Raw genomic sequence first — 21,880 nt, 5'->3', positions numbered from 1 at the left:
CCGAAACTGTCGGAGGCGGCCGGTAGCTTGGAATCATGAGGTTATTGCACACGTCTGACTGGCACCTGGGCCGCTCCTTCCATGGGGTTGGAATGCTCGAGGCGCAGCAGCTTTTCGTCGACCAGCTGGAGAAGACGGTCCGCGAGGAGAACGTGGACGTAGTCCTGATTGCCGGGGATGTCTACGATCGCGCCCTCCCTGGCGTGGATGTCGTCGAACTCTTTGATGAGGCACTGGAACGAATCACCGTGGCGGGCGCGCAGGTTGTGGTCAGCAGCGGCAACCATGACTCTGCGGTCAGGCTGGGGTTCGGCGGGAAGCTCATCGAGCGTGGAGGAGTCCACCTCCGTACCCGGTTGAATGACATCGGCCGGCCTGCGGTGTTCCGCGTGGACACCGGGGTTGAGGTTGCCATCTACGGGCTGCCTTACCTGGAACCGCGGATGGTCGCGGATCCGCTCGGCTGCGAGAGCGCAACCCACACGGCGGTGACCTCTGCGGCCCTGGACCGCGTCAGGGCTGACCTGCAGCGCCGCCGCGGGCAGGGGACTGTGCATTCGGTGGTCATGGCGCATACTTTCGCCAGCGGCGGGGTCGGATCGGACAGCGAACGCGAGCTCAGCATGGGCGGCCTCGGCGTTGTTCCCCTGGGTCTCTTCGAGGATTTCGACTACGTGGCGCTCGGCCACCTGCACGGGCAGCAGCAGCTGCACGCGCGGGTACGGTATTCCGGATCCCCTCTTGCCTACTCGTTCTCCGAGGCACGTCAGTCAAAGGGCGCGTGGCTGATCGATGTCGGAGTGGATGGCGTCGGCGAGATTCGTGCGGTGACGTGGGCGCCTCAACGGCACCTCGCCATCCTGCGGGGCACCCTGGATGAACTCATTACCTCACCGGAGCACGCCGGTGCAGAGAACGCATGGTGCCAGGTGACACTGACCGACACCGAGCGGCCGCAGCAGGCCATGGAACGGCTGCGGGCGCGTTTCCCCGGAACCCTGGTGCTTGCGTTCGAACCCGCGTCGCGAACTGAGGGTGGGGAACGGACCTACAGCGAACGCATCGCGCAGGCCGTTGATGATGCTGAAATCTGCTGCGGATTCCTCGAACATGTGCGCGAGCGCAAGGCCAACAGCGAGGAGGCCGCCCTGTTCGCAGAAATCATCAGTGCCCTCCGGGCGGCGGAGAGCGGCGCATGAGGATCCACCGGCTCGAGATCCAGGCGTTCGGGCCCTTTGCTGAGCGCCAGCATATCGATTTCGACGCCCTCACCGAACAGGGCTTGTTCCTCCTGAACGGACCTACCGGCGCGGGTAAGTCGAGCGTCCTCGACGCAATTTGCTATGCGTTGTACGGTTCGGTTCCCGGAGCACGCCAGAACGCCAGGCGGTTGCGCAGCGATCACGCTTCAGACGGTCTCGCACCGGAAGTGCTGTGTGAATTCTCTGCCGGGTCCCGGAGACTGGAAGTCACCCGCAATCCGTCCTGGAACCGGCCGTCCAAACGGGGTGCCGGAACAACCACCGAGCAGGCAAAAACCCTGCTGCGTGAGCGCGTTGCGGGGGAGTGGGTCACCCGTTCCACCCGCAATGATGAAGCAGGAGCGGAACTCCTGGACCTCCTGGGGATGAACAGGGAGCAATTCACCCGGGTGGTCATGCTGCCTCAAGGTGAGTTTGCGGCATTCCTCCGTTCCGACGCCGCGTCCCGCGGTGAACTCCTGCAACGGTTATTCGCGACCGACCGGTTCTCGACCGTGGAACAGCTGCTGTCAGAGCACGCCGTGCGGACGTCGTCGCGCCTCCAGGAGGTCGAAAGTGAGTTGGAGGACCTCCTCAGCCGGGCTGCAGAGGAAGTGCAGCGCCACGGCCTGTCGCCCCAGCAGTCACTCAACCCTGCGTCCTTTCCGGAAAGTGAACCGGACGGTTCCGGCCAGGAGGGCAGTGTTACCGCTGACTGGAAGCCGGATCCCTTGGTTCTTCAGGAGCTGCTGACGGCCGCCGTGGCTGACGGCCGGAGAAGGGCCCGGGAGCTCACGGCGCTACGCGATGCCGCCGCGGAGAGGCGCTCCCGGTTTGAGGCTGAACGCAGGGACCGCCTGACGTTCCGCGAGCTGGTGGCCGAGGCACAGGGCAATCAGGTCGCCCTGGATGAGGCGGTAACCCTGAAGACACAGCTGGCAGATCACCGGCGCGCCCAGATCCTCCAGGGTGCCCTCCAATCGCGGGATGAGGCGGCTGATGAGGTGCGTCGTCAGCGGGCGGATCTGCACTCCGCTGTACGCCCGTTGCAGGCCGATCCCGCAGTCCTGCACGAGGCTCCTGAGGTCCTCCATCCGGACTCCGCGCGGTCGCTGGCCACATCTGAACGGGCACACGGGGCTGTCCGCGAATCGTTGGCGGCGGCGCGCGCAGCCTTGCCGCTGGAGAAGGACCTGACCCAGCTGTCCGAAAGGATCCGTCAGGGTGAGAGCGCTCTCGATGGCCAGAAGGCAGAGGCCGCGCGGTGCAGTGAGGCCCATACGGCGTTGCGGCAGGAGTACGTGGAGCTGACAGCACGGCTGGAAGATACGCAGGGTACGGCTGCCCGTGCAGGACAACTGGCCACGGAATGTGCCGAAGCAAGAACACGGTTGGAGTTGCTGGCGCAGGCGGAACTGGCGGAGCGATCCCTGCGTGAGTTGAACGAGAAACACCAGGAGCATCAAACACTCTTCCTCACGGCGAAGGAAGGTTGGCTCCGGAGACTCCAGGTTCGTCTGGAACAGACTGCTGCGGAGCTCGCCGAACGGTTGGACGCAGGGGAGCCCTGTCCCGTCTGCGGCAGTGAGGACCATCCGGCGCCCGCAGCGGCGGATGCACAGTCCCTCGTGACCCGCGAGGATGAAGCCCTTGCCCGTGAAAAACAGGACGCGGCCGAGCAACAGTTACGGGAGACCGCAGCTACTCGCGATGAGGCGGCGTTGAAAGCCGCAGGGCTACGCGCCAGGAGCGGCGACGCTCCGGCTGAGGAGCTTCGCGCTGCCCTGGTGTCCCTTGAACAGCAGCATGCGGAAGCGGAACGGGCGGTGCGCCTGGCCACCGATCTCAGCACGCGAAAAACCGCCGCGGAAACATCGCTTGCCGGGCTGCAGGAGCAAGAGGCAGAGCTCGGGCGCAGCCAGGCAGAAGAATCATCACGGCTAGCCACGCTTGCGGAGCAGCAGTCGGCATTGGTTGCAAGACTGTCCGACGTGCGTGACTCGTACAACTCGGTGAAGGAGAAAACAACAGCGCTCGAAGCAACAGAGCGGCGTCTCGGAGCGGTATGCGCTGCCCTGAGTCGCTGTGAACAGGCAGAGGAGAGTCTGGAGAAAGCCGAAGCTGCGCTGCAGACTTACCTGGCAGCAACAGACTTCGCGTCAGCGGAAGCTGTCCGCGACGCGCTGCTGAGCAGCACGGAGGCCGACACCGCGGAGCGGACAATCCGGGACGCCGAGAATTCAGCTCATCGGATCGAACGGGACCTCCAGCGACCGGAGAACCTTGCCGCTGCCGTCCTTGAAAAGGACGGTGGCCCCCTGCCGGATGAAGCTGACATTGCATCGGCCGCGACCGAGGAGGCGGACGCGTCGAAGCGTCTCGACCGGGCTGTACTGGAGGTGGGGTTGCTGGAGCAGTCCGTAGTGCAGATGGGATCCTATGCGGACCGGTCCGCAGCACTTGAGAAACGCCTCGTGCCTCTGCAGCAAGCTCATCAGCTCGCCAGATCCATTGCTGACACGGCCCGGGGTAACGGTGAAAATCTGTACAGGATGAGTCTGGCTACCTATGTGCTTGCGGCACGCCTGGAACAGGTTGCAGATGCTGCAACCGAGCGCCTGCAGCGGATGTCCGACGGCCGGTATTCGCTTATCCATAGCGACTCGAAATCAGGGAATCGTAAATCGGGGCTCGGGTTGAACGTCATTGACAGCTGGACCGGGATGCACCGGGATACGGCAACGCTGTCGGGCGGCGAGTCCTTCATGGCATCGTTGGCGCTCGCACTGGGGCTTGCAGACGTCGTGCAACAGGAGTCGGGTGGTCTGGACATTGAAACGCTGTTCGTCGACGAGGGGTTCGGGAGCCTCGACGAGCACTCCCTCGAGCAGGTGATGGACGCACTCGAAAGCCTGCGTGACGGCGGACGGGTGGTTGGACTGGTGAGCCATGTTGCTGACCTGTTGCAGCGGATCCCCGCGCAGCTGCAGGTTTTCAAGAGCCGGACAGGGTCGACTGTGCGCTTCGTCAATCAGTTGCAGCGAGTGTAAAATTGTGAGTGTTACCGGGTTGGGCGCATCGGGAGGAGGGACGATGCGCGCTCCACAGCACCCGGAAAGCACATGGCTACACCAACCTCCGAATTAGAAACCTCCCACCGCGGACGTTTCGGCCGCCTGCCCGAGATCGCCGGTGCAGGCTTTATTCCACTCGGTTTGATTGCCCGCCTGCCGCTGGCGATGCTCACAGTCGGAGCGCTCACCCTGGTGACAGCCGGCACGGATTCCTACGCTTCCGGCGGCTTTGCAGCCGGCGCTGTCGGCATCGGTTCTGCGCTGGGCGCGCCGGTCCTCGGCTTCCTGGCGGACCGTCACGGCCAGCGTCCGGTCCTGCTGCTGTCAGCCGTCCTCAATACCCTTGCAATCGGTGGTCTGATCACCGTCAGCGGCGCATCCGGCGCTGGGACAGGGCTGCTGCCCACGCTCATTGCAGCCTTCCTCATGGGCGCAACCTGCCCTCAAATCGGTCCGCTGGCCAGGGTTCGCTGGATGGCGCTGACCCAGGACAAGCGACCAACAGATCTCGATACGGCCCTCTCTTATGAAAGCACGGCCGATGAGTTGACGTTCGTGCTGGGTCCTGCGTTGGTGGGGTTATTGGCCAGCCTGATTGCGCCCTGGCTGCCGCTCGCTCTCGCAGCTGCACTGACTCTGGCCTTTGTCTCCGCCTTCGCCGTGCACCCGACGGAGCGGGCGGTAATTCCACTGCGGCGACGCCCCCGCACGCAAGCTACGGAACGAGCGAAGTCCCAGGGAAGAGCGCATACCGGCTTCCTCGTGGTGTTGCCGGTTCTCGGGATGGTGATGATGGGAACCTTCTTCGGCTCTACCCAGACCGCATTGATCGCTTTCGCCGGCGGTTTTGGAGCGGAGACGGCGGCCGGTCTGCTGTATGCCGTCATGGGCGTGAGCTCCGCGCTCACCGCACTGTCCGTAGCGTACTGGCCGCAGCGATTCCGCCATCCGCTGCGGTGGGTGGCGTCAGCGGCGTTGATGAGTGCGGCTGCTCTCCTGCCCCTTTTTGCGCTGGACATTCCGTTCATGCTCGCAGCACTACTGATTCTCGGAATCCCCGTCGGTCCCACTATGGTCACCATCTTCAGCGTCGGCTCACTGGTCGCGCCGAAACACCTGGTCGGCACGGTGATGACCCTGTTGGCAAGCGGCATTGTCGCCGGCACTGCGCTCGGAGCATCCATAGCGGGAGCGCTGGCGGAGGCGAGTGTCCGTGGTGCTTTCGCTGTTCCGGTGGCGGCCGCCGTCGTACTCCTGCTTTTGGGCCTGGTGTCGACTGTGGTGTTGCGACGCAGGCCTGATCCGGCGGAAGTCAGCTGAGCTGTTCCTCGATGGTGCGGGCGCTGCCCGCAATCCGCAGGCCGAGTTCAGCCTCCGGATGGGCGGAGCGGATATAGACGACGGCCACTGCCGCAGGCAGTCCGCCGGAGACCCGGATGGGAGCGGCCACGGATGACAAACCGGCGATCACCTCATCATGACTGGTGGCGAAGCCCTGCAAGCGCGCTGCAGCAGCTTCTTCCCGGTACAGCTGGCCTGGCGCCAGCCGCTCCCAATCCTCCTGGCTCACCGCGGACTGGATTGCGATGCCCGGAGCGCCCGCGCTGAAGGCATGCCGTGTTCCCGGCCGCTGGGCGACGGCAGCGCTGGAGTGACGTGGCTCGACCGTCACCAAAGTCACGCAATCGTGGCGGTCCCAGACGGCGACGAACGCAGTCATGCCGAGTTCGTTCGCCAGAACTGTCAGTTCAGGCAGCGCTGCAGTCTGCAGGTCACGGGATACCCCGCGCGCGAGGGCGGCCAGACCAGGTCCGGACGTGATCTTGCCGGCATCATCCCTGACGATGAGGGAATGGTCCTCCAGCGTGCGGACGATCCGGTAGGCAATGGAGCGGTGAACCCCCAGTGCTGCGGACAGCTCGGCGATTGATAACCCCCGCGGGGCATCCGCCAGAATCTCGAGGGAACGCAGACCGCGGGAAAGGGTCTGCGAGTGCTGGGCTGTTGTGTCAGGGCTCACACTTCGCTATTATTCTATATCGGAACGATATGTTCAACTATCGAACTCTTCGACGGTTGAACGCCGGTGACTCGCTATGTATGTGTCGGCTGCCGGTAATTACTGCGGCGCGGTGTCCATTGCGAGTATGATCTGAACCACAGTTACCGAACGTTCTGTCGGTAATTCAGTCCGTCCACTTGGAGTAACAATGACGTCTTCAACGGCTGCCCCCCGGCAGCGCATGTCTCGGGAGGACCGCAAGGTCGTTGCCGGAACCATGGTTGGTACCACCATCGAATGGTACGACTTCTTCATTTTCGCGCAGGCCGCGGGGCTCGTCTTCGCCCAGTTGTACTTTGCGCCGCTGAACGAGGACAGCCCGGGCCTGGCGCAGCTGGTCTCCTGGGCCACCATCGGCATCAGCTTCTTCTTCCGGCCGCTCGGAGCGGTAGTCGCCGGTCACCTGGGAGATCGCATCGGCCGCAAGGCCATGCTCGTCTTCACCCTGGTCATGATGGGCTCGGCCACTGCTCTGATCGGGCTTCTGCCGACGTACGCGCAGATCGGCGTGGCGGCGCCGATCCTGTTGATGCTGCTGCGCATCCTGCAGGGATTCTCGGCCGGCGGCGAATGGGGCGGTGCGGCCCTGATGGCGGTCGAGCACGCTCCGGTTCACAAGCGCGGCTTCTGGGGCGCATACCCTCAGATCGGTGTTCCCGTTGGAATGATCATCGCAACGCTGGTGCTGTTCCTGCTGCGCTCCTCCATGTCGCAGGAAGACTTCCTTGCCTGGGGCTGGCGGGTTCCATTCCTGCTCTCCGTGGTCCTGATCGTGGTTGGCTACTTCATCCGCAAGGCGGTCGCTGAGAGCCCGGTCTTCAAGGAAATGACCGAGCGGAAGCAGGAGTCTTCCGTTCCGCTGAAGGAGCTGTTCCGCCACAACACCAAGCAGGTTGTCCTGACTGCAGCAATCTTCATCGCGAACAACGCGGCGGGGTACCTACTCATCGCCTTCTTCTCGGCGTACGCGCAGCGCACGCTGGGCATGCCCGGTGGACCCGTGCTGTTCGCGACCCTCCTCGCGTCGTTCGGTTGGCTGATCTTCACCATGTACGGAGGCATCCTCTCGGACCGGATCGGCCGGGTGCGTACCTTCCAGATCGGCTATGCGATCGTCTTCGTCTGGATGATCCCACTGTTCCTGATGATCGACACGCGCAGTATTCTCGCTTACGGTGTCGCATTGTTCGTCCTCACGATCGGTCTCGGGTTGTCCTACGGGCCGATGTCCGCAATGTACGCCGAGATGTTTCCAGCGAACGTGCGGTACTCCGGCATCGGCATCGGCTATGCACTGGGCGCGATTCTCGGTGGTGCCTTCGCTCCGCTGATTGCCGAGGCGTTGCTGACGGGCACCGGTTCTTCGATCTCGATCGGCGTCTACATCATGGTGCTCTGCGTCATCTCCTTCGTGGCTGTGACCATGGTGAAGGAGACACGCGGGCTGCCGCTGCACGCCGGCGCTGCTCACAAGCAGGCCAAGTAGCAGGAACGCCGGGGCGGCTGGATACCGCCATGGGTAGTTCTCCCCATGGCGTCCGTTACCGGCACTTCATACACTGAGAATCAAGACGGGCCTTGTACGAGGGGCCCGCCGCCGGACTGACGGGTCCGGTACAAGAAAGGCCGGCTCGCCACGGGTTCCCCCAGCCCACCGAGCCGGCCTTTCGCATGCCCGGCCGCCGCTGGCGTCGTTCCGTGGCTGACGTCGCCCAGTGGTGCAAATTACGCGAGGGCCCCCGTCATCGTGGGTTTCCTGCCACCGCTGCCCTGAGCCCGGCGATCATCGCATCAAGCCCGAGGCCGAAGGCGGCGTCCGCCTGCCGCTGGGCCGCATGATCCTTGCGCGCGGCGACGGCAGCAGTGAACCGCGGGTAGGCTCCGGCCAGTGATCCTGATTCGAAAATCGTTTCCGGTGCCGTCGCGTCGAACGCGGACCCGAAGATGAACGACTCCAGGGCGATGATCGCCGGCACAATTAACGGTTCCGGCCAGCCGGCCCGCTCAAAGCCGCCGGTGACCGCCTCATAGACGGCCAAAGTCTGCGGTGCACCGCTCACGGGCAGCACGGCGATCACCGGAATGAGCGGGGTGTGCCGGGTGAAGACATCGCGATAGGACCAGGCGAACCGGCGGATGGCCTGCTCCCACGGTTCGGACTCGAAACCTGACACGTCCACCTGGGTCATGACGTGGTCCTGCACAAGGATGAGCACGTCGCCCTTGGATTCCACGTGGTTATATAACGACGACGGCGCCACTTTAAGTGCGCGGGCAAGGGAAGACATGGTCAAACCCTCATACCCGCGGGTTTCGATGAGTGTAAGAGCCGCACGGGTAATTGCTTCCTGGGAGAGGACCCTGTTCAGCGGCCTGCCTGCTGAGCGGCGGGATGCACCGGTTGCGCTGACCATCGTTTGTGTTCCTGATTCCTTCCCGGACGGAGCCGACACCGTTCACCTGCTCCTTCCTCCACGGTAGTGGAAGACCTGTTGCCCTGTTGCCGCAAACTGTTCTCGTGGCGCCGCGCTCGCAGGGGAGACCTCCCGCTGTACCGTAGTGCCATGCCGGAGATGCCTGAGGTACAGGGACTCGCCCAGTTCCTGGCCAGTAAATTGGTGCCCCAGGGCGGTGCACCCGCCCGTGTCGGAAGCATTGAGCTTGGCTCTTTTGCAGTGCTGAAGACTGCCGGGGTCCCGCTTGCTGCGGTGTCTGCGAAGGCGTTCACCGGCGTCGACAGGAGGGGCAAGTTCCTCATCCTCAGCCTTGAAGGCGTGTATCTGGTGATGCATCTGGCGCGGGCAGGGTGGCTGCGTTGGTCTGACACCCTCCCGGACACCGCCCTGCGGCCGGGCAAGGGTCCGATTGCGTTGAGGCTGAGATGCTCGGAGCCTGCAGGAGACGGATTTGATCTCACCGAAGCCGGCACAAAGAAGTCGGCGGCGGTCTACCTCGTCCGGGAGGTCGCAGAGGTTCCGGGTCTGAGCAGGTTGGGGCCGGAAGCGCTCGACGTCGGTCAGGAGCAGTTCGTGGCCATGCTCCATGGGCACCGCAGCCAGGTGAAGGGTGCGCTGCGGGACCAGTCCTTCATTGCGGGAATCGGCAATGCCTACAGTGATGAGATTCTGCACGCCGCGCGACTGTCTCCGTTCGCACTCGCGTCGAAGCTGGGCGATGAGCAACTGGGGGTGCTTCACCACGCGATGCATTCGGTCCTGGAAGCAGCCATCACCGCGGCTGCAGGCAAACCGGCGAAGGAGTTGAAGGATTCCAAGCGGCGGGAGATGAAGGTTCATGGCCGGACCGGCGAGCTCTGCCCCGTATGCGGCGACACCGTCCGCGAGGTCTCATTCGCCAATTCCGCGCTCCAATACTGCCCGACCTGCCAGACAGGAGGTAAGCCGCTTGCGGATCGGCGGACGTCCAGGTTCCTCAAATGACTCGCTGGGCGACCCTGGCGGGTGCCGTCTTTCGGCCGCTGGTGTTCCCGTGATCTGTGGCGGCACCTTTCGCCGGCGACACCGATGACCCTAGGATCGAAGGTGTAACGATCCGGTTCCAACTACGGAGGTCACCATGACGAATGATTCACGCGACCGAGAGCAAGACGGCCAGGGCGAGGATTCCACCAGCACGGAGCCGGAAGGAACCATACCCAACAACGACGACGGTGTTGGCGCCACAACCACTGAGGAGCCCAGCAGCTTCGAACCGGAGGAAGACCCGGACGAGGACGCAGGGTGAAGCGCTGAAGGTGCTAACCCAGTGAAGGGGCGTGGGACGGCGGTTCGGGGATGTGAACGTTGCCGGTGGTGACGCCGCCAGTAATCACGTCGGGTGTATCTGCCTGAGTGTCGCTGGGCGCCGGCCGCTTGAGTACCATGCCGCCGTCGTTGTCGGTGTCGCTTCCCACACGGAGCGCAAGCGCGACCTCATGCGCGTCGGGGCGCGACCGCGGATCCCTGGCGGTCATGCGGGTGAGGAGGTTGACCCACTCAGTGCCGAGGGATTCAGGAACGTCCGGGTCCCGTAGGAGGCGGGCCACGGCAGCCTCGACGACGGGGCCAGGAAACGCCTTCTCCCCGGTCAGGCATTCCAGAAGCACGAGACCAAGCGAGTAAATGTCGCTGCTGGGTTCCACCTGCGTGCCCTCGGCCTGCTCCGGGCTGAGGTAGTTGGCCGTGCCGATGGTGGCACCATGTGCGGTGGAGTGGGTTGCATCCACCATGCGGGCAATCCCGAAGTCGGTCAGCTTGGGGTAGAGCCGTGTGTCCTGTTCCCCGGAGTGATACATCAGAATGTTTGCCGGCTTCACGTCACGGTGAATGACACCCTGGGAGTGAATGTAGGCCAGCGCATCTGCGAGATCCGCACCCAGTTGGGCCACGTGCTCGGAAGACAGCGGACCGCTCTTCAAAAGCTTGCGCAGGTCCAGTCCGTCCACCAGTTCCATGACGAGAAAGCTGGTGGTCTTGCCGCTGCCGTCATCCTGCAGTCCGGCATCATGAAGTGTCACCAGCCCGGGGTGGTTCAGCGTGGACAGCAGCAGTGTCTCCGTATGCTGACGCCGGTAATCGTCGTCATCGGAGGTGGTGGGGTTGAAAACCTTGACTGCCACGTCCCGGCCGAGGTTTCGGTCCAGTGCCCGAAACACCGATGCTGCGCCGCCGGTACCAATCAACTCAATGGGTTGGTAACGCTCGGCCAGGAGTTCATCCACGTGAGACCTCCGGGGAAGAAAGAAAAGTTATGGGGTGAACAGCGGGTGATAAGCATGCTGATCACCTCGACCATTCTACCCTGCTCGGGGCGGTGCGGGAGACCGCCACCGCGCCGGAGCGCCGACACGTTCGATGATTGTTACGCAGCGAGGAAGTTGATGGCTGCGCTCTTGAACGTCCGGGAAGTTACTGCGTTGGTATGGGTGCGTCCAGGAAGCCAAAGTATCTCTGCCTGGCTGCTCAGTTCCGCCAGTTCCGGGAGGGTGCGCGCCCGCTCGTCCCCGTCTCCAGCCACCAGGAGCAGGGGCATGTGAGGCACCGCGTCACCCGGCACGAAAGGTTCGCGCTTGATTGCCTCAACCATGGTGAGCAGGGCAAAAACGTCGTTTGTCGGAATGAGTCGGGCCATCCGAAGCAGACTATTGGTCGACTCGTCCGGAATGGGAGTTCCGTCGGTCAGGAAGCGTTGCGCGGCGTCGAGGTCGAAGGCCGCCAGTGGGTCACCGGTTCCGGGTCCGCCCAGCACCATGCGGTGGACCAGTTCCGGCTGCGTGGCACCGAATTCCCAGGCAAGGCGGGAACCGAGCGAGTACCCGATGATGTCAACGCCACTGCCCGGCTGGTCTTCCGTGAGGGGGTGGACGTGCGCATCCAGCAGAACCTGGAGGAGGTCCGCGCGGATGCGGCTGGGGGAGTAGGAGTCCATTTCTTCGGGAGCTGAGCTTGCTCCGTGGCCAGGAAGGTCCAGGACGATGACTTTGCGGCCGGCGGCCGTGAGTGCGCGAACCCATCCGGAATCTTCCCAGTTGAGCCTGGCCGAGGAGGCGAATCCGTGGAGGAGTAGGACAGGGCGTAGTGCCGACGGACCGGCAGGATCGTGGATGGCGACGTTCAACCCCGGGTTTGTTCCCTCGACCAGATGATCGCTGTGACGTCCCATGAGTTCCTCCGGGTGCTCTTGCTGCGGTCTTACTTGCACTCTAGCGCCCCGAAGCAGGACTCTCGTGCGAAAAGAAAATGCGGCAGAGAACTGTGCTTCATTGAACAGATCTCCGCCGCCCGGCCAGCAGTGGCCAACCCGTGTGACTTTAGTCACCGCTTCTGTTCGGATGCAAATCGGCCGGTAATTTCCCATGAAATCCCCAGAATTATCCGGTATGGCGCGTCATAGACCGCGGAGATTCGTCGTGAGCTGGAGCGGCGGTCTAGTATTACTTATAGTCATAGTGACTATAAGTAACGGGCCGGGAGGAGGGCCATATGAATGCACTGTCAGCGAACGTATCCGAGAGACACGTGCAGCCGCCGTCACTGGCGATCTCCACGGTCATCTTTGCACTGCGCCCGAGTGAGTCCTCGGGCCGGCCCACCCTGTGGCTACCGCTCGTGAGACGGATTCGCCAGCCATACCTGGGCCAGTGGGCGCTGCCGGGCGGGCCATTGGCGCACTCGGAATCTCTTCAGGACGCGGCGTCGCGCAACCTCCTCGAGACCACCGGACTTGCGCCCCGCTATCTGGAGCAGCTGTACGCCTTTGGCGGCCTGGACCGTTCTGTGGGGCAACGTTTGGTGTCGATCGTGTACTGGGCCCTGGTTCAGCCGGACGAGGCAGCGTTGACGCGCGAATCCGAGAACGTGCAGTGGTTCCGCGCAGACCGGTTGGAGTTCCTCGCGTTCGACCATAACGACATCGTCGACTACTCGCTCTGGCGGCTGCGCAACAAGATGGGATACGGCTCGATTGCCTACCACCTCCTGGGGGAACGCTTCACACTTGCGCAGGTCCGCGAGGTGTACGAGGCGGTACTCGACAAGGAACTGGACCCCGCCAACTTCCGTCGGCAGCTTCGCGCAACTCCCCATATCGAGGCCACCGATGAGTACCTCACGGGCACACGGCACCGGCCGCCGCGGCTCTATCGCTATGCCGGGCCGGTCCCGGACGGCAGCGTCCGGCAGCCCCTGCCAGCGCAATCACCGTGAAGCCACGCCCCTACCCACCAAACACCCCACCGAACCACCACCGGCTCACCGGAGCCCGTTTCTATCAGGGAGAATCCCATGACGAGCATTAATACCGCCATTCAGCTCATGTCCCGCCAGGACGCCGAGCGGTCTGTTGCCCAGGGGAGTAGCTGCAGTCCGGACCTCGCGAGGGGACCGTGGGAATTCGACGTTCCCGCCGGTCCCGGTCAGGGCCCGGACTATGGCCCCGGCGCTTCGATGAAAGACACGGCGCCGGTCTCGACGCCCCGGCAAGGGGTACTTCCCGAGGAATATCAGCTCGCCGGTGAGGCGGAGCTCGAAGCTCGGATCCTTGCAGCCAAGGAAGCGATGGGCGAGCGCCTTGTCATCCTCGGCCATTTCTACCAGCGGGACGAGGTCGTCAGGCACGCCGACTTCGTGGGTGATTCCTTCCAGCTTGCCAATGCGGCGCTGACCAGGCCGGACGCCGAAGCTATTGTGTTCTGCGGCGTGCATTTCATGGCGGAAACTGCTGACATTCTGTCCCGTCCCGACCAGAGCGTCATCCTGCCGAACCTTGCGGCCGGCTGTTCGATGGCGGACATGGCGGACGCCGACTCGGTGACGGATTGCTGGGAACAGCTCGAGGAGCTCTTCGGAACAGAGCCCGACGACGCCGGTCGCCAGCCGGTCATCCCGGTCACCTACATGAATTCCTCGGCAGCGCTCAAAGCATTCTGCGGCCGCTACGGCGGCATCGTCTGCACCTCATCGAACGCTGCGACAGTGCTTGAGTGGGCGTTCGAGCGGGGCCAGCGTGTGCTTTTCTTCCCGGATCAGCACCTGGGCCGCAACACAGCCAAGGCTATGGGCGTGCCGCTCGACCAGATGCCCATGTGGAATCCGCGCAAGGTGCTGGGCGGCAACACCGAGCAGGAACTGCTCGATTCACGAGTCATCCTCTGGCACGGCTTCTGCTCCGTCCACAAGCGTTTCACCGTCGACCAGATCGAGAAGGCGCGGGCTGACTACCCCGGGGTCAGGGTCATCGTGCACCCGGAATGCCCCATGCCCGTCGTGGACGCGGCGGACGAAGCCGGATCAACGGACTACATCCGGAAGGCAATCGCTGCGGCAGATCCGGGCACGGTGTTCGCGGTGGGTACGGAGATCAACATGGTGAACAGGCTTGCCGCTGAGCATCCCGAGCACACCATCTTCTGCTTGGACCCGGTCATCTGCCCGTGCTCGACCATGTACCGGATTCATCCGGGCTACCTGGCCTGGGTGCTTGAGGGGCTGGTGGCAGGAGTTGTCCACAACCAGATCGTGGTTGACTCCGAGGTGGCGGAGGTTGCACGGGTAGCGCTCGAAAGAATGCTGGCGGCCAAACCGTGACTACCGCCCTGGTGATCGGCAGCGGCATCGCGGGGCTGTATACGGCGCTTGAATTGCGCCGGCGGTCGGACATCCAGGTCACGGTTCTGGCCAAGGGTGCGCTTGCCCAGAGCAACACCTGGTACGCACAGGGCGGCATTGCGGCAGTACTTCCCGGGCGGGACCAGGTGGGTCAACTCCCCCCGGGTCCGGATCCCGACAGCATCGAGTCGCATGTGACTGACACCCTTGCTGCGGGTGCCGGGCACTCCGACGGACGGGCCGCGCGCATTCTCTGTTCCGAGGCATCCGCTCAGATAGGAAGGCTGGTCGACCTCGGAACGCTCTTCGACCGGGCTCCGGATGGAGGCTTTGCAGTCGGCCGGGAAGCCGCGCACACGGCCGCGCGGATTCTGCATATCGGCGGTGATGCCACGGGCGCGGGAATCGCTGCTCCGCTCATCCGTGCCGCTCAGGCGGATCCCGGCATCAGCGTGTGGGAACACGCTTTCGCCGCCGACCTCGTGAGGGAAAACGGGAAGGTGAGCGGCGCCGTCGTCGTACGTGACGGTCACCAGCGGGTGGTTTCGGCTGACTCCGTTGTGCTTGCGACAGGTGGTGCGGGAGGGCTTTTCGCGCACAGCACCAATCCGTCCGTGGCCACCGGTGACGGCGTCGCTGCAGCCTGGCGGGCGGGTGCGGCGGTGGCCGACCTCGAGTTTTTCCAGTTCCACCCGACAGCGCTGAACGTCGCCGGGCATCCGCTCATTTCCGAGGCGGTGCGTGGGGAAGGCGCGGTGCTGAGGGACGCCTCCGGGCGCCGGTTCATGGCTGATTATCATCCTGCCGGTGAGCTGGCGCCGCGGGATGTCGTTTCCCGCAGCATTGCACTGCATCTCGCGCGGACGGGAGGGGAAGAAGTATTCCTCGATGCGACGAAGCTTGGTGCGGACTTCCTCATACGGCGGTTTCCCACGTTGAACGCTGTGACTGCGCAGGCAGGGTTCGACTGGGCACGGAATCCCCTGCCGGTTGTCCCTGCTGCCCACTACTGGATGGGCGGCGTGTGGACGGATACCGCCGGACGGACGTCCGTGCCCGGACTGTACGGCGTCGGGGAGGTTGCCCGAACCGGGGTACACGGGGCCAACCGGTTGGCGTCCAACTCCCTGCTGGAGGGGCTGGTATTCGGCGCGCGGGCTGCGGAAGCGATCGTTGCAGAACGCGCACCGTGGCCGACTGTCGACGCCGACACGCTGAGCCTGGCGCCTGGTCCGGTGCGCGCCGCCCGTGCCGACATGCAGCGGGTGATGTCCGACCACGTCTCCATCCTGCGTGAGGATGCGGGGCTCCGCATCGCCTCGAAGCAACTCGCCGAGTGGCATTCGAACGGATCCTCCGTCGCCGAGCGGGAGACCGCGAACCTGCTGCTCGGTTCCAGGCTCCTCGCAGCGTCAGCGCTGGCACGCACAGAGTCACGTGGAGCGCACTACCGAGCCGATTTTCCCGGCACGTCCGCCCGGAAGGGCAGCCCCATCATCCTGAGGAGAGCCCTGTGAACTTTGCCCTGGTCAAACCATCCGCGGCCGACGTCGACCGCATTGTTGCTGCCGCGCTCGCCGAAGACGCGCCATGGGGAGACATAACCTCCCAGGCACTCATTCCGGAAGAGGCACAGGCTGAAGCGGTCGTCATGGCGCGCGAACCCGGCGTCTTCTGCGGAGAGCAGGTCATCGAGGCCGCCATGCGTCTGACCGACCCTCGGATCCGGGTCACCTTCAGTGTGCGGGACGGTGACGCGTTCGTCGCCGGCGCTGCGCTGGCCGCAGTGTCCGGTCCCGCCCGGTCCGTCCTCACGGCTGAGCGGGTGGCACTGAATCTGGCGCAGCGGCTGAGCGGTATCGCTACGCTCACCGGACGCTATGTTGCGGAGGTTGCAGGGACAGGTGCGCGCGTCGTCGATACCCGCAAGACCACTCCCGGACTTCGCATCCTGGAACGCCTGGCGGTGCGCTGCGGCGGAGGGACCAATCATCGCTTCAGCCTGTCCGATGCAGTGATGGCCAAGGACAACCACCTTGCGGTACTGACCCAGGGCGGTGCAATCGGCCTGACGGAGGCACTCCGGGCCGCGCGGGGCCGTTTGCCGCATACCGTCCATTTCGAGGTGGAGGTTGACCGGCTCGATCAGATCGAGCCGGTGCTGGCCGCGGGCGTCGACACGATCATGCTGGATAACTTCAGCCTTGAGGACCTGGCAAGCGGCGTGAAGCAGGTCGCGGGGCGCGCCCTGGTGGAGGCCAGCGGCAACGTCCGGCTGGAGACGATCGGCGCTATTGCGCACACCGGCGTCGATATCATCTCGTCCGGAGCGCTGACCCACAGCGTTCAGGCGTTGGATCTCGGGCTGGACATCCGTATCGGTACGCCTGTGCCTGCGCAGGGTTCCGGCTCCAGCCAAAGCATGTTGGGCGGCGTGCGGTGATTTACCTCGATGCTGCGGCCACCACACCGGTTCGCCGGGAGGTGCTTGAAGCGATGTGGCCGCTGCTCACCACCGACTATGGCAATCCTTCGAGTTCCCATACGGTCGGTGAATCGGCCGCGCGCGCTCTCGACTACGCACGCCGGCTGGTGGCCAGGGAACTCAACTGCAAACCGAACGACGTCGTCTTCACCTCGGGCGGTACCGAAGCGGACAATCTGGCGATCAAGGGCATTTCCCTGGCCCGTCCCAAGGCCAAACATATTGTTGCGTCGGCGATCGAACATCCCGCCGTTCTCGAAACGCTGGACTATCTGCAGCGGTTCCACGGCTTCCGGATCACCCTTCTTCCCGTGACGGCGGAGGGCCTGGTGGAGGAAGGGACTCTCCGCGCTTCGCTCACGGAAGAGACCACGCTGTGCACGATCATGTACGCGAACAACGAGGTGGGCACAGTGCAGTCAATTCCTGCGTTGGCGTCGATCTGCCGGGAGCAGGGGGTTTCCTTTCACACCGATGCAGTGCAGGCTGCGGGATGGCTGTCGCTGAACACCGCGGAGCTCGGTGTGGACGCCCTGAGCATTTCAGGTCATAAGCTCGGTGCGCCGAAGGGCTGTGGCGTCCTTTTTGTTCGCTCCCGTCTTCCGCTGGAGCCCCTCGTTCATGGAGGCGGGCAGGAGCGGGGGAAGCGGTCAGGTACCGAGAACGTGGCGGGCGCGGTGGCCATGGCGACTGCGTTGCAGCTCGCTCAGCAGGAGCGTACGGAAAATACCGCGGGGTCGGTGGCCCGGCGTGATCATCTGATCAGCGCAGTGCTCAATGGCGTCGAGAGTGCCCTCCTGACCGGTCATCGGGAGCAACGGCTGCCGAATGTCGCCTCGTTTTGTTTTCCAGGTGCCAACGGTGAGGCGATCCTGCTTGAACTCGAGCGCGCCGGCGTCGTGTCCTCAAGTGGTTCGGCCTGTGCGGCGGGTGCCAGTGAACCCTCGGCGGTTTTGCTTGCACTGGGCCTGGAACCCGATGTCGCGCAGACAGCACTGCGGCTATCGTGGACGGCCGCAACGAGTGATGCCGAGATTGCGCTCGCCGCCCGTGCGGTTGTCTCTTCAGTCAAGAGCATCCAGGGTTTGGGAAGCCGCACGTAGCGCCGTCATCAACCCGGCCGTTCCGGTTGCATCTTCGATATGCGCGAAGTGTCCGGTGTCGTCCAGCACCACACGGTGAGCATGTGGGATGAGGGCAGCAAGGGCACGCAGTTCGTCCGGCGGTGTGAAGATGTCCTTGTTGCCTCTAACCAGAACTGTGGGGGCGCTGATCGAGTGCCAGGTGCCGGCGTCGTACTTTCTCAGGGCATGTGCTGCAGCCAGGAAGGATGCCGGCCGTGCATCGAGCGCCAGGTCGGCGAACACCTGGCGCGGCAGGACGGAAGGATGAGCGAAGAAAGGGCGAAGGACGAGCCGGAGCAGTCCCGCGCGCTCCACGGTGCGCAACAGAGCTGGAGCGGATCGTCCGAGCGCCCGCAGAATGAACATGAGCCCGCACATCCCGAGAAGCGGTGCCATGGCTGGATGGCGGAGCGGGTGGTTCAGCGCCGCGACGGCTGTCAGTGCGGTGGGGGAGAGAGCAACGACGGCGTGAGTTTCTTCCGGATGCGACGCCGCAATGTCCAGCGCGAGAACTGCTCCCATCGAATGCCCGAAGAGGTACCAGGACCGGTAGCCGAGGGCCCTCAGTACTTCGACGACGGCGCTGCTCTGCTGCTCAACCGTGAAGGGCAGACGGCTGCCGGGGGAGTTGCCCCAGCCCGGCAGGTCGATGATGACCAGATCACCCGTGTCCGGCAGGGCTCCGTTGCGTGCCAGTTCGCGGAAAGTACGCCAGGAACCCGAAGCGCCATGCAGGAGGACCCACGGCGGGCTATCCGGTGGAATTCGAGTGCTGGAACTAGCCGGGCGTATGCGCACCGCGACTGATCCCAGGGACGTGTCGATAAAACGCTTCATGGAAGTGATTCTGCGCCGCTCCGGCCGCGGATGTCTCCTCAGTGACGTGCTTCACTGCATAGAGTGGGCATCACGGGTCATTCGAAAGGATTGAATATGACACGAACGGTTGGACCCCGCCTGGTGGGTGCTGTTCTGGTTCTCGCCGTTTCGGTCGCCGTCACGGGCTGTGACGACTTCGTTGTTGGCGATCGTCCGCCCGCCAGTCCCGCTGCGAGCGCAACGCCTGAGGGTTCCGCTTCGGCGAGTGCCGCCCCTACACCCGTTGCGATCCCCATGCTTCCGGAAAGGCCGGCGCCGGGGGATGGATGGACGGCTTTCACCGACGAACAGAGGCAAGTCAGTTTCGAGGTGCCCGAGAACTGGACAGTGGAGCCCATCGAAGATCCGGGTGAGGGGTTCAGCGAGGGGGGCCTGCACTTCGACGTGTCCAACGCTGAGGGCGTCAGCATGGCAGAGCTGCACACCCGAATAGTCTCCCCGTCGGAGGAATGCGGTGCGGATGCAGCAAGCCCCTACATTGTTCTCACCAGTGAGCCGGTTGATCTCCCATCGACAGCAGAGGCAGAAGGCTCCATCGAGCCTCGCTTTGTGGTGCGACTCATCCAGGGTTACCGGTTCTTCAGCTCATACGGGGTGACCGACATGGTGGGCGGAGCTGATGGAGCGGCGTGCGTCCTGAACAACACGGTTCAGGGCCCGGAGCACATCGGCCTCTATTCCTTCGGTGACTCCATCCAGCTTCGGGCACTGGATCCGACTCAGGTTGGTTCGCGGACGGAATCCTTTGCAACCATCGCTGAGGCACAGAAGCGGTTTGACCAGGAGGACTTCGACCAGATCCGACGGATGATCATGTCGCTGCAGGTCGCGAGCTAGGGTCCAGCGCCGCGGTCCAGGATGGCTGTGTCTGTGCGCGTGATATCGGTGAACCTGAAGTTCCGGATCCCGACCTACTCCGAGACGGCCTTGCTCACATCAGCGGGAGATTCGTACTCCTGATCGGGGATGCCCCGGAGCGCGTCGAGGACAGCCCCGTCTGCACCGGAAGTCTCAGCGTTGTTGACGAGATCGTCTTTCCGGGCAGGGTAGCTGACGCCGCCGAGGGCTTTTTGGATGTCGATGGGGCTGGGTGAATCTGCCATGGTATTCCCTTTCGTTCGCTGCAGTCGGTAGAACCAGAATCAACAGTATGCTTACTATCGCGTTCGGTTCAAGGGCAAAGGACGTCCGCTGTCCGGACAGGACGAAACACGGCGAACGCACGACGACGGTACTCCCCGTGAGGGAGAAGTAGCGCAAATGCCTGATTTCCCGCACCTCCCGTGCGGGTGTCTAGAAGGGCGGCGGTCTGGTGGTGTAGGTCTTGCCGGCTGGTGAGATGGCGATGATGGTGCCGGGTTCGGGCTGCTTGTAGTCCCAGTGCTCGTTTGTTTTGAGCATGTGGTGCTTGGCGCATAGGCAGGAAAGGTTGTGGTGGTCGGTGCGTCCGCCTTTGTGCCAGGGGATGGTGTGGTCGATTTCCGTTGCTTTTGCCGTCCGGTTGCAGCCGGGATGTCTGCAGGTTTTGTCCCGGGCTCGGACCCAGTCCTGGAGGTGTTTCGGTGGCCGGTAGGAGGCCCGGCCGATGGAGAGCGCCGCACCGGTTTCGGGGTGTGTCAGAATCCGGGTGAATGAGGGTGCGTGACCGGCCAGACGTGCTGCGGTCTCCGGGTCGATCGGGCCGTATCCCTCCAGCACCGCGTAGCCGGGTCGGCCTAGCCTTGCTCCGGAATCAGCGTTGCTGTCACCGTCGGCGGGACCGTACCCGTCTGTGATGCCATGTTCGTCTGCGTCTTCGCCGTGCATTGGGTTCCAGCCATCGCCCGCAACGCGGCCTTTTTCAGCATTCCCGGCTCGGGCGCCAGCCATGAAGCCGGTCGATCCCCGATCCGCTCCTCGTCCGCCTGCTCCTCGTTCACCACCGCCGCCTGGCATTTGGTCCAGCAGGGTGAGGGCGGGCACGGTGATGTGGACGGTTGCTCCGATTCCACGGAACCCGGTTCCCGTGCTGATGTCTCCGGTACAGGTGTGGGTGAGCAGGTCGGTGAAGACATCGGCACGGAGTTGGCCGAGAGTGCGCCCCTCCTCTGGTGCCTGGAGTCCGCGGGCTCCGGCGTCGATCCGGTTGTAAATCCCGCACGCCTGTTCCGCCGGCAAGTAGGCGCTCAGCCAGGCCATCCCGTCAGTACCCGGCTCGACGATGACCCGGCGTTCGGCAGCGGCACGGGTTTTGCGGACCGGAGCAGCTTCCGGGTGCAGGATCTCCCGCAGTCCGCGGGCTCGCCGGGTCAGCTTCGCGACTGTGGACTGCTCAGCCACCTCGACAAGGTCCTGCTCAAACCGGACCACCGAATCAGCTGGGACACCGACGCATTCCTCCACGATAGTGGCGGCATGCCGCCACGACAGCTTGCCGGATTCAAGCCCGATGAACGTGCGCGAATACTCCTCCAGGAGTAGTTGGCTCTGCTCCACCAGGGTCCTCGACGTGCTGGAAGGCAAGCGCAGAGCCGTACCAACCTCCTCAGCAGCCCACGAGGAGGACTGTTCCGCAACGGTGATGCCGTCGTCGTCGGTATCTTGCTCGAGGTGGGCTTCCACCAGATAGTGCTCGCGAATCCGGTCCACCAGCTTGGCCTTCTGCGCCTCCGCCCAGCATTGCAGCTCGTTTACCAGCACCAGGGCGTCCACCGCAGTGGGAAGGTCAAACCCGCCGGTCGGCGGAAGATGGACATGCCCATAGGGACCCGCCGGAGCCGGCTCTGCCGACCCTTCCCACACCGATGTCAGCGAAAGCCGTGCGCCATCACCCCGCCTGCCGGCACTGTGTGGAAACTGCTCCTCCGAACTCATAACTCAAGCTCATCATCCGCCACCGACATTCTCTGAAGTGTCTGCTCGGGAATCCAG

Annotated in this window: 19 protein-coding genes; 12 read left to right on the top strand and 7 right to left on the bottom strand. The window is 64.0% G+C overall.

The window, feature by feature from the left end; all coding sequences use genetic code 11:
* Nucleotides 1-35 precede the first annotated feature (35 nt).
* The 3 genes from JOD47_RS00825 (at nucleotide 36) to JOD47_RS00815 (ending at nucleotide 5,635) form a co-directional block, all read left to right on the top strand.
* On the top strand, nucleotides 36-1,199 hold the full coding sequence (locus tag JOD47_RS00825) for an exonuclease SbcCD subunit D (protein WP_204531109.1): 1,164 nt from the start codon (nucleotides 36-38) through the stop codon (nucleotides 1,197-1,199).
* Nucleotides 1,196-4,291, top strand: coding sequence for an AAA family ATPase (locus JOD47_RS00820; protein WP_204531106.1), 3,096 nt, complete (start codon nucleotides 1,196-1,198; stop codon nucleotides 4,289-4,291). Before JOD47_RS00825 ends, JOD47_RS00820 begins: the two co-directional genes overlap by 4 nt.
* 72 nt (nucleotides 4,292-4,363) lie before the next feature.
* Complete coding sequence (locus JOD47_RS00815) at nucleotides 4,364-5,635, top strand: MFS transporter (protein ID WP_204531104.1); 1,272 nt, start codon at nucleotides 4,364-4,366, stop codon at nucleotides 5,633-5,635.
* Here the strand turns inward: JOD47_RS00815 and JOD47_RS00810 are convergent.
* Complete coding sequence (locus JOD47_RS00810) at nucleotides 5,628-6,335, bottom strand: IclR family transcriptional regulator (protein ID WP_204531102.1); 708 nt, start codon at nucleotides 6,333-6,335, stop codon at nucleotides 5,628-5,630. The two genes, JOD47_RS00815 and JOD47_RS00810, sit on opposite strands and share 8 nt — an antisense overlap.
* A 190-nt stretch (nucleotides 6,336-6,525) precedes the next feature.
* On the opposite strand from JOD47_RS00810, the gene JOD47_RS00805 reads away from it, so the two are divergent.
* A complete protein-coding gene (locus tag JOD47_RS00805; protein ID WP_204531100.1) occupies nucleotides 6,526-7,863 on the top strand; it encodes an MFS transporter in 1,338 nt (445 codons plus the stop codon).
* 256 nt (nucleotides 7,864-8,119) lie between these two features.
* On the opposite strand, the gene JOD47_RS00800 is transcribed toward JOD47_RS00805, so the two are convergent.
* Nucleotides 8,120-8,791 carry a TetR/AcrR family transcriptional regulator gene (locus tag JOD47_RS00800; protein WP_204531098.1) on the bottom strand — a complete coding sequence of 224 codons (672 nt, stop codon included), beginning with the start codon at nucleotides 8,789-8,791 and terminating at the stop codon, nucleotides 8,120-8,122.
* Nucleotides 8,792-8,941: 150 nt separating this feature from the next.
* Here JOD47_RS00800 and JOD47_RS00795 point away from each other — a divergent pair, with 150 nt between their 5' ends.
* Both JOD47_RS00795 and JOD47_RS00790 read left to right on the top strand, forming a co-directional pair.
* Nucleotides 8,942-9,817: a DNA-formamidopyrimidine glycosylase family protein gene (locus JOD47_RS00795; protein WP_204531096.1), complete on the top strand. Its 876-nt coding sequence runs from the start codon at nucleotides 8,942-8,944 to the stop codon at nucleotides 9,815-9,817.
* Between the two features lie 136 nt (nucleotides 9,818-9,953).
* Nucleotides 9,954-10,121, top strand: a complete 168-nt coding sequence (locus JOD47_RS00790) for a hypothetical protein (RefSeq protein ID WP_204531095.1) — start codon at nucleotides 9,954-9,956, stop codon at nucleotides 10,119-10,121.
* 13 nt (nucleotides 10,122-10,134) lie between these two features.
* On the opposite strand, the gene JOD47_RS00785 is transcribed toward JOD47_RS00790, so the two are convergent.
* Together JOD47_RS00785 and JOD47_RS00780 are read right to left on the bottom strand one after the other, a co-directional pair.
* Nucleotides 10,135-11,097, bottom strand: coding sequence for a serine/threonine-protein kinase (locus JOD47_RS00785; protein WP_204531094.1), 963 nt, complete (start codon nucleotides 11,095-11,097; stop codon nucleotides 10,135-10,137).
* A 140-nt stretch (nucleotides 11,098-11,237) separates the two neighbouring features.
* Nucleotides 11,238-12,038, bottom strand: a complete 801-nt coding sequence (locus tag JOD47_RS00780) for an alpha/beta fold hydrolase (protein WP_204531093.1) — start codon at nucleotides 12,036-12,038, stop codon at nucleotides 11,238-11,240.
* A gap of 320 nt (nucleotides 12,039-12,358) precedes the next feature.
* On the opposite strand from JOD47_RS00780, the gene JOD47_RS00775 reads away from it, so the two are divergent.
* The 5 genes from JOD47_RS00775 (at nucleotide 12,359) to JOD47_RS00755 (ending at nucleotide 18,070) form a co-directional block, all read left to right on the top strand.
* Nucleotides 12,359-13,081, top strand: a complete 723-nt coding sequence (locus JOD47_RS00775) for an NUDIX hydrolase (RefSeq protein WP_204531092.1) — start codon at nucleotides 12,359-12,361, stop codon at nucleotides 13,079-13,081.
* Between the two features lie 78 nt (nucleotides 13,082-13,159).
* A complete protein-coding gene (nadA, locus tag JOD47_RS00770; RefSeq protein WP_204531091.1) occupies nucleotides 13,160-14,461 on the top strand; it encodes a quinolinate synthase NadA in 1,302 nt (433 codons plus the stop codon).
* Complete coding sequence (gene nadB, locus JOD47_RS00765; RefSeq protein ID WP_204531089.1) at nucleotides 14,458-15,999, top strand: L-aspartate oxidase; 1,542 nt, start codon at nucleotides 14,458-14,460, stop codon at nucleotides 15,997-15,999. Before nadA ends, nadB begins: the two co-directional genes overlap by 4 nt.
* Nucleotides 15,996-16,925 carry a carboxylating nicotinate-nucleotide diphosphorylase gene (gene nadC, locus JOD47_RS00760; protein WP_307836159.1) on the top strand — a complete coding sequence of 310 codons (930 nt, stop codon included), beginning with the start codon at nucleotides 15,996-15,998 and terminating at the stop codon, nucleotides 16,923-16,925. Before nadB ends, nadC begins: the two co-directional genes overlap by 4 nt.
* Nucleotides 16,922-18,070 carry a cysteine desulfurase family protein gene (locus JOD47_RS00755; RefSeq protein ID WP_204531087.1) on the top strand — a complete coding sequence of 383 codons (1,149 nt, stop codon included), beginning with the start codon at nucleotides 16,922-16,924 and terminating at the stop codon, nucleotides 18,068-18,070. Before nadC ends, JOD47_RS00755 begins: the two co-directional genes overlap by 4 nt.
* Here JOD47_RS00755 and JOD47_RS00750 read toward each other — a convergent pair.
* Nucleotides 18,032-18,928 (bottom strand): alpha/beta fold hydrolase, encoded by an 897-nt coding sequence (locus JOD47_RS00750; RefSeq protein ID WP_204531084.1) that lies wholly within the window; start codon nucleotides 18,926-18,928, stop codon nucleotides 18,032-18,034. The genes JOD47_RS00755 and JOD47_RS00750 overlap by 39 nt on opposite strands.
* 96 nt (nucleotides 18,929-19,024) lie before the next feature.
* Between JOD47_RS00750 and JOD47_RS00745 the strand changes: the two genes are divergently transcribed.
* Nucleotides 19,025-19,807 (top strand): hypothetical protein, encoded by a 783-nt coding sequence (locus tag JOD47_RS00745; RefSeq protein WP_204531082.1) that lies wholly within the window; start codon nucleotides 19,025-19,027, stop codon nucleotides 19,805-19,807.
* A 74-nt stretch (nucleotides 19,808-19,881) separates the two neighbouring features.
* Here JOD47_RS00745 and JOD47_RS00740 read toward each other — a convergent pair whose 3' ends face one another.
* Nucleotides 19,882-20,073 carry a DUF2795 domain-containing protein gene (locus JOD47_RS00740; RefSeq protein ID WP_204531080.1) on the bottom strand — a complete coding sequence of 64 codons (192 nt, stop codon included), beginning with the start codon at nucleotides 20,071-20,073 and terminating at the stop codon, nucleotides 19,882-19,884.
* Between the two features lie 190 nt (nucleotides 20,074-20,263).
* A complete protein-coding gene (locus JOD47_RS00735) occupies nucleotides 20,264-21,823 on the bottom strand; it encodes an HNH endonuclease signature motif containing protein (RefSeq protein WP_204531078.1) in 1,560 nt (519 codons plus the stop codon).
* Nucleotides 21,824-21,880: the final 57 nt, after the last annotated feature.

Origin of the sequence: Arthrobacter tumbae (assembly GCF_016907495.1) — a bacterium.
GTDB lineage: Bacteria > Actinomycetota > Actinomycetes > Actinomycetales > Micrococcaceae > Arthrobacter_D > Arthrobacter_D tumbae.
Note: the sequence above shows the minus strand (reverse complement) of the source record. Positions and strands in the feature narration are given on the sequence as shown.